The organism is Sporosarcina gallistercoris, assembly GCF_014836415.1.
GTDB lineage: Bacteria > Bacillota > Bacilli > Bacillales_A > Planococcaceae > Sporosarcina > Sporosarcina gallistercoris.
In genome coordinates this window covers 532,381-546,884 of record NZ_JACSQY010000001.1, presented here as the reverse complement: position 1 = coordinate 546,884, position 14,504 = coordinate 532,381, and the positions used below count along the sequence as shown (strand labels likewise).

Here is a 14,504-nt window from a genome sequence, read left to right as displayed (position 1 = left end):
ACGATGGTAGTAGGAGACTTTCCAATTGAAACAGATACGCTCGTAGTCGGTTCAGGTCCTGGAGGATATGTAGCAGCGATCCGTGCTGCACAACTCGGACAAAAAGTGACGATTGTTGAAAAGAATACGATCGGTGGTGTTTGTCTGAATGTAGGTTGTATCCCTTCCAAAGCACTGATTTCTGTCGGGCATCGATTTGTAAGTGCACAAAATGCTGATGATATGGGGATTACTGCATCAGACGTGAAACTCGATTTCTCTAAAGCGATGGCATTTAAAGAAAGCGTTGTGAAGAAGCTGACAGGCGGTGTCGAAGGGCTCCTTAAAGGGAACAAAGTTGAAATCGTCAAAGGTGAAGCTTACTTTGTCGATGCCAATACAGCGCGTGTGATGGATGATACATCTGCACAAACGTATAAATTCAAAAATGTGATTATAGCAACAGGTGCACGTCCGGTTGAAATTCCGAACTTTAAATTCTCTAAACGTGTACTGAATTCTACAGGTGCACTTGAGCTGAAAGAGTTGCCTAAGAAATTGGTAGTCATTGGCGGAGGATATATCGGTACGGAACTTGGTTCTGCGTATGCAAACTTAGGTTCAGAAGTAACGATTATCGAAGGTGCGGATGATATCCTTACAGGCTTCGAGAAGCAAATGACGCAACTCGTGAAAAAAGGGTTGAAGAAAAAAGGCGTTGAGGTTGTTGTGAAAGCGACAGCTAAAGGTGCTGAAGAAACTGAATCTGGCGTGAAAGTTACGTATGAAGTTAAAGGTGAAGAAAAAACCGTTGAAGCTGACTATGTGCTTGTAACTGTAGGTCGCCGTCCGAATACAGATGAGATGGGCCTTGAAGAACTCGGCGTTAAGTTTGAAGAACGCGGACTTCTAAGTGTCGATAAGCAATGTCGTACAAGCATCCCGAATATATACGCAATCGGGGATATCGTTCCTGGTTTACAACTTGCCCATAAAGCATCTTATGAAGGCAAGATTGCTGCAGAAGCGATTGCTGGAGAAAAATCGGAAGTCGATTACTTGGCGATTCCAGCGGTCTGCTTCACTGATCCGGAACTCGCAACTGTCGGACTTAATGAGAGTCAAGCGAAAGATGAAGGCTATGAAGTAGCAGTAGGTAAATTCCCGTTCGGTGCGAATGGACGGGCACTTGCACTGAATGCTCCGGATGGCTTTGTGAAGCTTGTTGCGCGTAAAGAAGATGGATTGTTACTTGGAGCTCAGATTGCTGGAGAGAACGCGTCTGATATGATCGCTGAAATGGCTGTTGCCATTGAAAGCGGCATGACGTTAGAAGACGTCTCCATGACAATTCATGCACATCCGACATTGGGAGAAATTTCAATGGAAGCAGCAGAAGTTGCGCTTGGTAAACCGATTCATATTCTTTCTAAATAAGAAGAAGGAAATCCTATCTGGCATTCCGTCGGATAGGATTTTTCCTTTGTGCATAAACTAACTAGAAATAGGAGGGAATTGGATGGAGTATAGTTATCCGCTGCGTGCAGATTGGTCTACAGAAGAAATTATGATGGTCACTGGATTTTTCACTTGTGTTGAAAAGGCTATTGAGCAAGGAATCGAACGAGATGAATTACTTGAGGCATATAATACGTTTAAGAAGGTTGTCCCTTCGATGGCTGAAGAGAAGACGCTGTTCAAGGAGTTTAAGGAAGCCAGTGGTTATGAGTGCTATAAAGTAGTGAAACGCGCAAAAGATGGTGTGCGTGGAGACGTTATAAAAGGATAAGATGGGCGAGGGCAATTGTGATAATTGTTTTTCCTTTGAACATTATTCAATAAGATGATTCCAGTGGATCGCTTGAGAGGCGAGCTACTGGAATCGTTTTTTTATTAACCAATTACACGATCATACACAGGTAAAAGTTTCTCGAACGTTTCTTCCGCGTACGAAAGAAATTCTTTTTCGGACATTGAGGCAGCTTGTTTACGTTCAAGATGACGTCCCACAAGGAATTCAGCTTTCTTCACATCATGCAGACGTTCAAGAAGGGATACCAGACCTTCTCTTCCGGTAACTTGAATTGAATTCGCATCCGGTTTCATATGATCTCCTGAAACTATATAATCCTCTGGAAGTCCTGTCAGCAGAGGGAGATCATTCAGCAAACGCTCTGAAATTCCTTTTTTATCAGGATTTTCGTAAATAATTGCAAGAACGATGAATAAATGTGTACCCCATAGACCAATCTGAAAGTGAGGAAGCGCTTTATATCCTCTTTTCGCAGGTGCAAATGCAACCCAACTGTCTGAGGGAGGATTGACCGTCCGTCTTGCATGCTTTGCAACATGCGGGTAAAATTCCCCTTTGCCATGTGCGGACAATAAAGGTGTGAATAAGTCTCCTAATTCCGTGAATTTAGGCTGGATTCTTTCTTGCAGTGCGGTCATCCGCGCATCCAATCCATCCACTTCAAAAACAGAAAAATCGTTCTCTGTCCAAAATGTTTTTGTCAATTTTATGACCCCTCTCATTTTTTCTACGTTTATAGGGAAGCACTTTGGGGAATAATTTAAGACAAACGGACAAATCATCTAGCTGTCCGACTGATTCCCGCATATCTTATGGTAACAGGAAATTGCACATACTTTCAAAAAAGGGGTGTTTTCGATGAAACAAGTCGTTCATGTTATTCGTAAAGCTGATGTTGAAAAGGAATTCTTGAAAGTTTTGAACTTGGAGCTGGATTATGAATTAGCGACCCTTCATGACGCATTGAATGAAGAGGACTCCAAGCAGATTGCGAAGAGCAAAAAGAGGTTGTCTGAAATTCATAGTGAATTGGAGAAGTTGAATGGTTTTTAACCGTAGCATTATAGACGATTATTAGGAAAGGCTGTTGGTCATTGTTCTCTCCAGGGAGATCATGCACAGGAGCCTTTTTTGTTTTGGCTCCGTATAGCTATGCTATACTTGGTGGAGATGAACTGGAGGGATTCGAGATGAACTGGGGTGCACTTGACCGTTATGCAAAATCGTTGATCAAAGAAGCGGCTCAACACATAAAACATTCATTTTTCACCGAAATTGAAATAAGCGCTAAGTCATCAGCAAATGATCTTGTCACGAACATTGACCATGAGATTGAACAATTTTTCATCAAACGCATTCGCCGTGATTTCCCTGAACACAGAATTATGGGGGAAGAAGGTTTCGGGGATGATATTCAATCGCTGGATGGGTTCATCTGGTTTTTAGACCCCATCGATGGGACGATGAATTTTGTCCATCAAAAACGGAATTTCGCGATTTCTCTCGGTATTTATATAGACGGAATAGGAATGCTCGGTTATGTTTACGATGTCATGGCAGATGATCTATACTCCGCAATGAAAGATGAAGGTGCATTTCTGAATGACATCCGTCTTCCGAGTCTGGAGGATACGACAATTGAACAAGCAATTATCGGTGTCAATGCGAGCTGGGTTGCGCCGAATCGATATGTGGAAACCGCTCCGATGATTGACCTTGTCACTAAATGCAGAGGGACACGCTCCTATGGATCTGCGGCTCTCGAACTGACTCATGTGGCTGCAGGAAGAGTCGATGCATATATGTCAATGAGGTTGTCACCGTGGGATGTAGCGGGTGGAATAATCATTGCAAACGAAGTTGGAGCGATTTCCTCCACGTTGACTGGTGTGCGACCAGGATTGCTCCAACAAGAGACGTTCGTTGTCGCGAATAAAAGTATCCACACGCAGCTTCTTGAGGAATTCATTGTATTAAAAAAGTGAAGTATCATTAGAGAACCTAACGATCTTCACTCATCTATTAAAGAAGTCCTTGTTCGCGCAACTTCTTTTTTGTTTTAAAACCATTCCCCATGATCAAAACTAGAGAAACGATCGCTGCTATTGCCAATAAAAAACTTTTTACGCCGACTGCTATTCCAATCATGAACATGGATAGGACGGCACCTAGAGCGTACAAAACGAACACCCATTTGACATTTTTCAAAAAAATACGCCTCCTGACAAAGTAAATCGTTTTTTCTCGAAGTATCTTGTGCTATAATAACACAGTTAATCAACTGAATAAAGACAGATGGAGTGAAATGATGACAAACACACGAAATGATCTTAGAAATATAGCTATTATCGCCCACGTTGACCATGGTAAAACAACTTTAGTCGACCAGTTATTGAAGCAATCAGGTATTTTCCGTTCTAATGAGCACGTAGATGAGCGCGCAATGGACTCAAACGAGCTTGAGCGTGAGCGTGGAATTACGATCCTTGCGAAAAACACTGCGATCGAATATGAAAACACGAAAATCAACATCTTGGACACACCAGGGCACGCTGACTTCGGCGGAGAAGTGGAACGTATTCTGAAAATGGTGGACGGCGTAGTATTAGTTGTCGATGCATTTGAAGGATGTATGCCACAAACACGTTTCGTATTGAAGAAAGCACTCGAAATCAATTTGAAGCCAATCGTAGTCGTCAACAAAATCGACCGCGAATTCGCACGTCCAGAAGAAGTGGTTGATGAAGTTCTTGAACTCTTTATCGAATTGGACGCAAATGATGAGCAACTTGAATTCCCGGTAGTCTTCGCGTCAGGGTTCAATGGTACTGCGAGCTTGTCTCCAGATCCTGCTGATCAAGAAGACACACTTAAAGTTCTATATGATGCAATTCTAGACAAAATCCCGGCACCGATCGACAACCGTGAAGAGCCGCTTCAATTCCAAGTTTCCCTTCTGGACTATAGTGACTATGTAGGCCGTATCGGTATCGGACGCGTATTCCGTGGAACGATGACAGTTGGTCAACAAGTAAGTGTCATGAAACGCGATGGTTCGGTCAAGAATTTCCGTGTCACTAAAATGTACGGTTTCCTAGGTTTGAAACGCATTGAAATCCAAGAAGCGCACGCAGGAGACTTGATTGCGATTTCCGGAATGGACGATATCGATGTCGGTGAAACAGTATGTCCTACTGATCATCAAGAAGCGTTGCCATTGCTGCACGTAGATGAGCCGACACTCCAAATGAAATTCTTAGTGAACAACAGTCCGTTCGCTGGCCGCGAAGGTAAATGGGTCACTTCAAGAAAAATCGAAGAACGTCTTCAGCAGCAATTGCAAACTGACGTGTCATTACGTGTAGATCCTACGGAATCCCCAGATGCATGGATTGTATCAGGCCGTGGAGAACTTCACTTGTCGATTTTAATCGAAAACATGCGCCGTGAAGGCTTCGAGCTTCAAGTTTCAAAACCGGAAGTTATCGTGAAAACAATCGATGGTGTACGTTGTGAACCGGTTGAAAACGTACAAATTGACGTTCCTGAAGAGTATACGGGATCAGTCATTGAATCGATGGGTGAGCGCAAAGGTGAAATGCTCGACATGGTCAACAACGGTAATGGACAAGTCCGTATGACATTCCTTGTTCCTGCTCGTGGACTGATCGGTTATTCTACTGATTTCTTAACTCTTACACGTGGTTACGGTATTTTGAACCACACGTTCGATTCCTATAAGCCGATGTCAGCTGGTAAAGTTGGCGGAAGACGCAATGGTGTTCTCGTTTCCATGGAAAACGGAAAAGTGACAGCATACAGTGTCATGCAGCTTGAGGACCGCGGTATTATGTTCGTAGAAGCTGGTACGGATATCTATGCGGGTATGGTTGTTGGTGAAAATACTCGTGAAAGTGATATCACAATCAACTTAACACGGGTGAAACATGCAACAAACGTCCGCTCAGCGACTAAGGATCAAACGGTTTCAACTAAAAAGCCGAAGATCATGACTCTTGAAGAAGCTCTTCAATATGCTGGAGATGATGAGTATTGTGAAGTTACACCGGTTTCAATCCGACTTCGTAAGAAAATCCTTGATAAGAACGAACGTGAAAAGGCTCAGAAAAAGAGTAAATAAGCAGTTGTGAAAGGAATGTGTTGAATGAAGGTAGAGGATTCAGAGCTCGTAGCCACTAAGATGTCCGGTATCGCGAAGTTTATCTACGAAATGATGCCGAATTTCAATGTTGCTGGGTACGTATTGTTCGCCCTCGTGTTTTTACTGGCAGCGTTAGTTTATAAACTAGGGTTTGCGAGAAAAATCAAGCCATTGCAAAATGTTGTGATTTATACGTTTTTGTTTATCGGCTGCCTCGTGCTAACGTTCTTGGCATTTTTCCTTCCAATCGTGGAAGGCTTAATTGTAGCCGCGCTGATTCTGATCATCTATAGAGTCCGCAGATTAAATGAACATCAAAAAGATCCAGTCGCATAATGCGGCTGGATCTTTTTTAAAATTCATCTTCAGCTGGATGGGAACTTCGGCGGAAAGTGAATTTCCCTGTTTCTATGCGCAAACGCGTCAACTCTCCAATGCGTTCTCTGCAAGGCTCGCACATATATGTATGAATCGGTCGGTTGCGCAATTTCTTTGCAAGAGGATCTTCGTCGCTCAGTTTATCGATCGCATCACACATTACACATTTAACACGCATCGTTGCACCTCATTTCAGCTAATCCGGATTGCAGACACATTTCGGATTGGATTATTTCGAGTTGAACCATCTTTTAGCATAACGTGGATCGGACCATCCTCTTTTAACGGTTTTCCTTCCAAACTGAATTGGAATAGCAAGTTCGCTGCATCTGTTATCGGGAAACTATGCTCACCATCTGCTGTTTCAAAGGTGATCGTGGTCGCGTCCTCTGCTGGTATGGCATTTTTCAAGAAGGGTTCGAATAGGATTCCGAAAGTTCCAGTCAGCATTTTCTGTTTTTCATATTTCTTTTCGGATTTCAACGTTGGAGGATAAGTGGCGCCTTCCATGATTTCCCGGGACCAATGCTTTCCCATACGCTCTTTATAGTCTTCCATTTCATCGAACTCTTCCACTTCTGAAGTGAAGTAGGTATCCAAATCGAGTCGTCTGTCATCAAAAATCCAAACAGTCGGGTCAAGCGTAATCGTATGTTTCACATTCCCTTTAATCGGTACAATCGTTTCCATAATAAATCCTCCCAGCTCATTCGTTTCTAGTTTACAGTATACCTGTTTTTTTTCTTAATCGGAAGTTATCTGGCCACGCGCCGTTAGAACCCCACGGGAATTACTTGCAATTTCAGCTTTCTACAGCTACAATTTACACTATAGCAGCTTGCTGAAATAAGAGTAATGGGGGCGTCCTCATGGATACAGAAGTACAGGAAACCTATCAGGAGAAAGCCATAATGCAGCTGCAGGCAGATGCAGACAAGATCGCCCAGCTCATAAAAGTGCAGATGGATCATTTGACGATGCCGCAATGTCCTTTATACGAAGAAGTGCTGGATACGCAAATGTATGGGCTGTCCCGTGAAATCGACTTTGCTGTTAAGCTCGGTCTTATTGAGAGAGAGCGTGGAAAGAACATACTTTCTGTATTAGAAAAAGAAATGAATATCTTACATGAACTGAGCATAAAAAAATAAACAAAAGACTCAAACTAACTTAAAGTTTGAGTTTTTTATTTACAGATACGAGGGATTTTCTTGAAAAGTTATGCAAAGCGGCTATTCCGCCATTTTGATTTCCCATTATTTTTTACATATTTAGTACTTTGTCTTTTCGGACTAGTTATGGTTTACAGCTCCAGTATGGTATGGGCGGTAAATCGTTATGGGTGGGAACCTGATTATTTTTTTAACCAACAGCTAGTGAGCGTAATAATAGCAGCATTCGCATTCTTCTTTACAGCTTTTCTCCCATACAAATTATACCGGAAAAAATATTTCATGATGGTTTCTGTTGCTATCATGTTAGTACTTCTGTTTTTAGTCCATTTCATAGGATTTGGCGGAGAAGTTGGATCCCAATCATGGATTAACCTTCCAGTCGGTAGTATTCAGCCTTCTGAGCTTGCAAAGATTGTAATGATCATATATTTTGCAGGTGTGCTAGCGAACAAGTACGATGCAGGAACAATTAACAGCATTAATACAGCGATTGCACCTCCAGTCATCATATTGGGGATTGCAGTTGGTTCCGTTATGATGGAAACAGATATCGGTGCGACATTTATCATAATAGCGACATCGGTCTGTGTGATGGCTACAAGCGGAATTAACATAAAGACGTTTGGAAAGTTAAGTTTGTTTGTTGCAATCATCCTGGTGTTTGTCGGTATCGTTCTATTTTTCGCTTGGGATTCTGTCATGACCGGCAGCCGTATGGGCCGTTTTACAGCCTATCGCGATCCATTCAAGTATATTACAGGATCAGGTCTGCAGATTGTGAATGGTTACATTGCAATCGGCGCAGGAGGACTGTTCGGACTTGGGCTAGGAAACTCTGTTCAAAAAATGGGATATTTACCTGAGCCCCATACCGATTTCATCATGGCGATCGTTTCCGAAGAATTTGGTGTGTTCGGGACCATTCTCGTAATAGGAGGATTAGGTTTCTTAGTCGTGCGCGCATTCTGGATCGCGTTAACGACTAAGGATCCCCATGCTAGAATGCTCGCTTCAGGTGTAGGAGCCCTTATCGGCATACAGACGTTCATCAATTTAGGCGGAGTAACCGGGCTTATTCCATTGACGGGTGTCACGTTGCCGTTTATTAGTTATGGCGGAACTTCGATTATTCTGTTATCTTTAGCTTTAGGAATATTGATGAATATTTCAATGTTCACTAGATATGAGAAAAACAAATAGAAAAGGACGTGCCTAAGGTGGAAATGAAATCCATTAAAAAGATTCTGGTTGCGAACCGTGGGGAAATTGCAATTCGTATTTTCAGAGCCTGTACTGAACTTCAAATTCCGACAGTGGGTATCTATTCTGCAGAGGACCGGGGATCGTTTCATCGTTATAAGGCAGATGAATCGTATCTGATCGGTGAAGGAAAGAAACCGATTGATGCATATCTTGACATCGATGGGATCATTGAAATCGCTAAACGTTCGGGTGCAAATGCCGTGCATCCGGGTTACGGTTTTTTAGCGGAAAACGAAGAGTTTGCTGCACGTCTTGAAAAAGAAGGAATCATTTTTATTGGACCGACTTCTCGCCATCTGGAAATGTTTGGCGATAAAGTGAAAGCGCGTACACAAGCAATACAAGCAGGAATCCCTGTCATTCCAGGTACAGATGGACCCGTTCAATCCATTGAAGAAGTGGAGGCTTTCGGGACATCTCATGGCTATCCGATCATCATCAAAGCATCATTGGGCGGTGGCGGACGAGGAATGCGTATCGTCGAGCAAGCCGATGATGTTCAAGAGGCATATAATCGTGCCAAATCCGAAGCGAAATCGGCATTCGGATCTGATGAAGTGTATGTAGAAAAGTTGATTAGAGAGCCGAAGCATATTGAAGTGCAGATCTTAGGGGATACTCATGGAAATATCGTGCATCTGTATGAGCGGGATTGCTCTGTACAGCGACGCCATCAGAAGTTGGTGGAAATCGCACCATCCATCTCGTTGTCCGATGATTTAAGACAGGCTATTTGTGATTCAGCGGTTAAACTCATGGCAAATGTAAACTACATAAATGCGGGCACTGTTGAGTTTTTGGTCGCAAATGATGAGTTTTACTTTATTGAAGTCAATCCTCGTATTCAAGTGGAACACACGATTTCTGAAATGGTCACGGGTATCGACATCGTCCATACTCAAATTTTCATTGCAGACGGAGAAAATCTTCACACTGGACAGTCTTCTGTTCCTGAACAAGACGACATTCCATTGTTCGGATATGCGATCCAGGCGCGTGTAACTACTGAAGACCCGTTGAACGATTTCATGCCCGACACTGGGAAACTATCCGTTTACCGTTCAGGTGGAGGATTTGGTGTCCGGCTCGATGCAGGAAATGGTTTCCAAGGCGCCGTAATCACCCCGTATTATGATTCGTTACTTGTAAAGGTTTCAACGTGGGGGATGACTTTCAGGGAAGCTGCAGCCAAAATGGACAGAAACTTGCAAGAATTCCGTATCCGCGGGATTAAGACCAATATTCCTTTCTTAGCAAATGTTGTCCGTCATGAAAGCTTTTTAACAGGAGATTATACGACTAGTTTCATAGACGCAGCTCCTGAATTGTTCGAATTCCCAGTCAGAAAAGACCGCGGAACAAAAGTTCTGAATTATTTAGGAACTATAACGGTCAATGGATTCCCAGGTATTGGGCGACAATCAAAACCTGTATTTGCGGTTCCGCGAAAGCCTGAGATGGATTTGTCCATTCCTCCAAAATCAGGTACGAAACAGATTCTGGACGAGCGGGGACCAGAAGGATTAGCAAAATGGGTCAAAGAACAGGAAGAAGTGTTACTGACAGATACGACTTTCCGTGATGCCCATCAGTCTTTGCTTGCAACTCGAGTCCGGACTTCGGATATGACGAATATCGCTGCAGAATCAGCTCGTCTAATGCCCGATCTATTCTCCTTTGAAATGTGGGGTGGAGCGACGTTCGACGTTTCTTACCGTTTCTTAAAAGAGGATCCATGGGAGCGGCTGGCGGTGCTTCGAAAGCAAATCCCGAACGTGTTATTCCAAATGCTCTTTAGAGGAGCCAATGCAGTAGGATACAAAAACTATCCGGATAATGTAATTAGAGAATTTGTTAAAGAGTCTGCTACTGCCGGCATTGACGTATTCCGTATTTTCGACAGCTTGAATTGGATCAAAGGAATGGAAGTAGCTATCGATGCTGTACGTCAAGAAGGCAAAGTAGCGGAAGCCGCACTTTGTTACACAGGGGACGTATTGGATCCAATGCGCACTAAATACACGATTGCGTACTATAAGGAAATGGCGAAAGAGCTTGAAAATACAGGAGCTCATATTTTGTCCTTGAAAGATATGGCAGGTCTCTTGAAACCCGAAGCGGCTTATCAACTGATTTCCGAGTTGAAGGCAACAGTCGATATACCGATCCACTTACATTCCCATGATACGAGCGGGAACGGAATCGCCATGTATACGCGTGCTATCGAAGCAGGGGTCGACATAGTCGATACGGCGCTTGGCGCGATGTCTGGACTGACATCCCAACCGTCAGCTAACTCGCTCTACTATGCGTTGCAGTATGGAGACCGGGGAGTCCGCACAGATGTAAAAGCGCTTGAAGAGTTATCATTCTACTGGGAGGACGTGCGTGAGTATTATGCTCACTTTGAAAGTGGCATGATCAGTCCTCATTCAGAAGTATACGTCCATGAAATGCCAGGTGGCCAATATTCCAATTTGCAGCAGCAAGCGAAGGGTGTCGGTCTCGGGAATCGCTGGAAAGAAGTCAAAGAAATGTTCTCTCGCGTCAATATGCTGTTTGGGGATATTGTGAAAGTGACCCCTTCATCCAAAGTTGTTGGAGATATGGCGTTGTTCATGGTCCAAAACGAACTGGATGAAGATGCAGTCCTTGCAAGAGGGAACTCGATCGATTTCCCAGAGTCTGTCATTGAATTTTTTGAAGGCTATATCGGTCAGCCTTACGGAGGATTCCCAGAAGAATTGCAGAAAGTCGTGCTAAAAGGACGTAAGCCATTGACTGTGCGTCCAGGGGAGTTACTGGAGCCGGTGAACTTTAACGAAGTCATTGAAAAGCTTGATGAGAAACTAGAGAAACCCGCTACTATCCACGATGCCTTGGCATACTCGTTGTATCCGAAAGTATTCGAGGAATATATAGCGATGTATAAGGATTTTGGGAATCTATCTGTCATCCAGACGCCTGAATTCCTATACGGAATGAGATTAGGAGAAGAAATTGAGGTCGAAATCGAAGTAGGAAAGACACTTATTATTAAGCTTGTTTCCATTGGGGAACCTCAAGCTGACGGAACACGTGTCGTTTACTTTGAGTTGAATGGTCAACCGCGTGAAGTCATCATTCAAGATGTGAGTGTCGAAACCGATTCTGCTAAGAAGCAAAAAGCGGATCCCGGCAATGATGCCCATATCGCAGCAACAATGCCTGGTACGGTTCTCCAGCTTGCAGTTGAAAAAGGGGATCGTGTCCGCCGCGGTCAACACTTGCTGATCACGGAAGCGATGAAGATGGAGACGACAATCCAAACGCCTTATGACGGCATTGTGAAAGAAATTCATGTTGTCCCTGGAGAAGCAATCTCAACTGGCGATTTGTTGATAGAACTCGAACACTGATTGCAGATGAGGGAAAGGATTGAGTGAAGCGCTCGTAAACCCATGAAAGTGCTCATAACCTGCAAAAAAAACGCTTATAAACCATATAAAAACAGCCGTTCGGATATACCGAGCGGCTGTTTTTGGGAGTTATTTTTGAATGCGTACTCTGGATAGCAGCAAAATCATGTACGTCAGTAATCCGAATAGCAATGTCACGAATAAGGAATGGAGCAATGCTATGGTGAGATTCAACCGAGTGAAGATGGATAGCATTCCAGTCGTTGCTTGTGCAAGAACAAGCACCATGGCGATGGACCAGCCCCATACGAGCACTTTCTGCTCACGATAATTACGCAGCACATGGATGGCGATGTAAACTAACCAGATGACAATCAATGCAGCAGCTGCCCGGTGTCCCATTTGAACCCACTCATTCAGATTGGAGGGAAGTTCGAATTGGTCGTTTCGGCACAATGGCCAATCTGCACAAGCGAGACTTGACTCAGTATGTCGAACAAGAGCACCTGTATAAATGACGATGTAGGAATAAACAGTAACACCGATTGTATGGAATTTCAGTTTGGGTCCGACTTGCATTTTATCGGCATCGAATTTTTTATCCACTTCAAATATGAGGAGTGTCAGAAGCAAGACTGCCGCAAAAGATATCAGCGAAATTCCGAAATGCAGAGCAAGTATAAAATCCCCTTGTCCCCATTTCACCTGTGCTGCACCAATGAGTGCTTGCAAAATGAGGAAAAATACAGCCATAATCGAGAGGAATTTCGTTTCACGAACATGTCCAATCGCTTTCCATGACCATACAGATAAAATCACTATTAAAATTCCGACAGCACCCGTAACAAGACGATGAGAAAACTCAATGAGGACTTCTGCGGTGATCTCGTCCGGAATTAGTTGTCCATTACAGCCAGGCCAATGTCTTCCACAGCCCATACCGCTGTCTGTTTTCGTAACGAGCGCACCGCCGAGCATGATGAGCAGCATCCCGATTGTCGCGGCGACTGCAAACCATTTTAAGTAGTTATATCGTTTCAAACAAGACACCTTCTTTTATAAAATGTCGACCGGTGAAAAGGTCTCTAGTTTTTAATGATAGAGAATCGAACCATAAAACACAATGCCGGAAACGAAGAACACGCAATTAGGTTCGGCTTTTCACAAAACGTTCATAAAATAGACCTGATAACTTCACAAATGACATGGTGGAATGATTTACTATAGAGGTTGCACTGTATAATTCCTCGAGAGATTGTGCAATTCTATACAAATTGCGATTTTGTATAGAAATTGTGAAGGATTTTCGATATAGTTAAGTACAGCGGTCATTTTCAAAAGGCTTTGAAAGGGGGAGTCAAATGTCGAACAGTCGCACGACTGCTGCAGGGACGGTACCGGAAACTGTAATTGCACCAACATTCATGAAGGACTTTTTAGCACTTATTAAAATCGGGATTGTGAATTCCAATCTGATTACTGCATTCACAGGTCTCTTCTTGGCATTCCAGTTTGCGGACATCAACTTTGTACATAGTCTGGATCTTATGATTGGTACGCTTTTAGGAACTGCCCTGATCATAGCTGGTTCAGCAGCGCTGAATAACTTGATCGACCGTGATATCGATCCTATTATGACGCGAACTAGGACGAGACCGACAGTAACCGGGCGATTCAAGGCCCCAGCTGTTCTCGCAATGGCGTTGGGTTTCATAGCAATCGGTGAAGTCTTGCTGTTTTCAGCAAATGCTACTACCGGGTTTCTGGGTCTTGCGGGAGTCTTCAGCTACGTCGTTCTCTATTCGATGTGGTCGAAACGCCGTCACGTATCCAATACGATCGTAGGAAGTTTGTCTGGAGCTATTCCGCCGCTGATTGGTTGGGCGGCAGTGGAACCGTCACTTGGATCTGGAGCTTGGGCGTTGTTCCTGATCATGTTTGTCTGGCAGCCGCCTCATTTTTACGCGCTTGCCATGAAAAAAACAGACGAATATGGAGCTGCTGGTATTCCGATGCTGCCGGTTGTGAAAGGCTTTGCTCGTACAAAGAAATCGATGCTTGCATGGGTTGTCGTATTATTTCCTCTGCCATTCATGCTAAGCGAACTAGGTACAGCATTTTTAGTTCTCGCTACAGTGTTGAACGTAGGTTGGTTAATACTCGCTCTTAAAGGGTTCCGTGTGAAAGATGATTTGAAATGGGCAACGACCATGTTCATCTACTCGCTGAACTATATGACAATTCTTTTTGTCTCGATGATTATCTTTTCGATTTTCATCTGAATGTATGGAATTCTTTCTTTGACAGGAATTCATTATAGAGAGGTCTTCACTCCT

The 14,504-nt window shown here is 43.5% G+C and carries 15 protein-coding genes; 10 read left to right on the top strand and 5 right to left on the bottom strand.

Annotated features, from left to right (window positions below; all coding sequences use genetic code 11):
- Nucleotides 1–3: 3 nt before the first annotated feature.
- Nucleotides 4–1,416, top strand: coding sequence for a dihydrolipoyl dehydrogenase (lpdA, locus tag H9659_RS02785; protein WP_191688414.1), 1,413 nt, complete (start codon nt 4–6; stop codon nt 1,414–1,416).
- Nucleotides 1,417–1,498: 82 nt separating this feature from the next.
- Nucleotides 1,499–1,768, top strand: coding sequence for a UPF0223 family protein (locus H9659_RS02780; RefSeq protein ID WP_191688413.1), 270 nt, complete (start codon nt 1,499–1,501; stop codon nt 1,766–1,768).
- A gap of 104 nt (nt 1,769–1,872) precedes the next feature.
- On the opposite strand, the gene H9659_RS02775 is transcribed toward H9659_RS02780, so the two are convergent.
- A complete protein-coding gene (locus H9659_RS02775) occupies nt 1,873–2,496 on the bottom strand; it encodes a YktB family protein (RefSeq protein ID WP_225217596.1) in 624 nt (207 codons plus the stop codon).
- Between the two features lie 154 nt (nt 2,497–2,650).
- Here H9659_RS02775 and H9659_RS02770 point away from each other — a divergent pair, with 154 nt between their 5' ends.
- Together H9659_RS02770 and H9659_RS02765 are read left to right on the top strand one after the other, a co-directional pair.
- Nucleotides 2,651–2,845: a hypothetical protein gene (locus H9659_RS02770; RefSeq protein WP_191688411.1), complete on the top strand. Its 195-nt coding sequence runs from the start codon at nt 2,651–2,653 to the stop codon at nt 2,843–2,845.
- Nucleotides 2,846–2,982: 137 nt separating this feature from the next.
- Nucleotides 2,983–3,777 carry an inositol monophosphatase family protein gene (locus tag H9659_RS02765; RefSeq protein WP_191688410.1) on the top strand — a complete coding sequence of 265 codons (795 nt, stop codon included), beginning with the start codon at nt 2,983–2,985 and terminating at the stop codon, nt 3,775–3,777.
- Between the two features lie 37 nt (nt 3,778–3,814).
- Here the strand turns inward: H9659_RS02765 and H9659_RS02760 are convergent, their stop codons facing one another.
- Nucleotides 3,815–4,000 carry a YlaF family protein gene (locus tag H9659_RS02760; RefSeq protein ID WP_116016112.1) on the bottom strand — a complete coding sequence of 62 codons (186 nt, stop codon included), beginning with the start codon at nt 3,998–4,000 and terminating at the stop codon, nt 3,815–3,817.
- Nucleotides 4,001–4,100: 100 nt separating this feature from the next.
- Here H9659_RS02760 and typA point away from each other — a divergent pair, with 100 nt between their 5' ends.
- On the top strand, nt 4,101–5,933 hold the full coding sequence (gene typA / locus H9659_RS02755; RefSeq protein WP_191688409.1) for a translational GTPase TypA: 1,833 nt from the start codon (nt 4,101–4,103) through the stop codon (nt 5,931–5,933).
- Between the two features lie 24 nt (nt 5,934–5,957).
- Nucleotides 5,958–6,290, top strand: coding sequence for a YlaH-like family protein (locus H9659_RS02750; protein WP_225217595.1), 333 nt, complete (start codon nt 5,958–5,960; stop codon nt 6,288–6,290).
- 16 nt (nt 6,291–6,306) lie between these two features.
- On the opposite strand, the gene H9659_RS02745 is transcribed toward H9659_RS02750, so the two are convergent.
- Both H9659_RS02745 and H9659_RS02740 read right to left on the bottom strand, forming a co-directional pair.
- Nucleotides 6,307–6,510, bottom strand: coding sequence for a YlaI family protein (locus H9659_RS02745; protein ID WP_191688408.1), 204 nt, complete (start codon nt 6,508–6,510; stop codon nt 6,307–6,309).
- Between the two features lie 14 nt (nt 6,511–6,524).
- Nucleotides 6,525–7,022, bottom strand: coding sequence for a peptidyl-prolyl cis-trans isomerase (locus H9659_RS02740; protein WP_191688407.1), 498 nt, complete (start codon nt 7,020–7,022; stop codon nt 6,525–6,527).
- 179 nt (nt 7,023–7,201) lie between these two features.
- Here H9659_RS02740 and H9659_RS02735 point away from each other — a divergent pair, with 179 nt between their 5' ends.
- The 3 genes from H9659_RS02735 to pyc are packed head-to-tail and all read left to right on the top strand — an operon-like array spanning nt 7,202 to nt 12,168.
- Nucleotides 7,202–7,483, top strand: a complete 282-nt coding sequence (locus tag H9659_RS02735) for a YlaN family protein (protein WP_191688406.1) — start codon at nt 7,202–7,204, stop codon at nt 7,481–7,483.
- A gap of 60 nt (nt 7,484–7,543) precedes the next feature.
- On the top strand, nt 7,544–8,707 hold the full coding sequence (locus H9659_RS02730) for an FtsW/RodA/SpoVE family cell cycle protein (RefSeq protein ID WP_191688405.1): 1,164 nt from the start codon (nt 7,544–7,546) through the stop codon (nt 8,705–8,707).
- Between the two features lie 23 nt (nt 8,708–8,730).
- The gene (pyc, locus tag H9659_RS02725; RefSeq protein WP_191688530.1) at nt 8,731–12,168 is read left to right on the top strand and encodes a pyruvate carboxylase; all 3,438 of its coding nucleotides are present in this window, start codon (nt 8,731–8,733) and stop codon (nt 12,166–12,168) included.
- Nucleotides 12,169–12,297: 129 nt separating this feature from the next.
- Here pyc and H9659_RS02720 read toward each other — a convergent pair whose 3' ends face one another.
- Nucleotides 12,298–13,209, bottom strand: coding sequence for a COX15/CtaA family protein (locus tag H9659_RS02720; RefSeq protein WP_191688404.1), 912 nt, complete (start codon nt 13,207–13,209; stop codon nt 12,298–12,300).
- A gap of 320 nt (nt 13,210–13,529) precedes the next feature.
- Between H9659_RS02720 and cyoE the strand changes: the two genes are divergently transcribed.
- A complete protein-coding gene (cyoE, locus tag H9659_RS02715) occupies nt 13,530–14,450 on the top strand; it encodes a heme o synthase (protein WP_191688403.1) in 921 nt (306 codons plus the stop codon).
- Nucleotides 14,451–14,504: the final 54 nt, after the last annotated feature.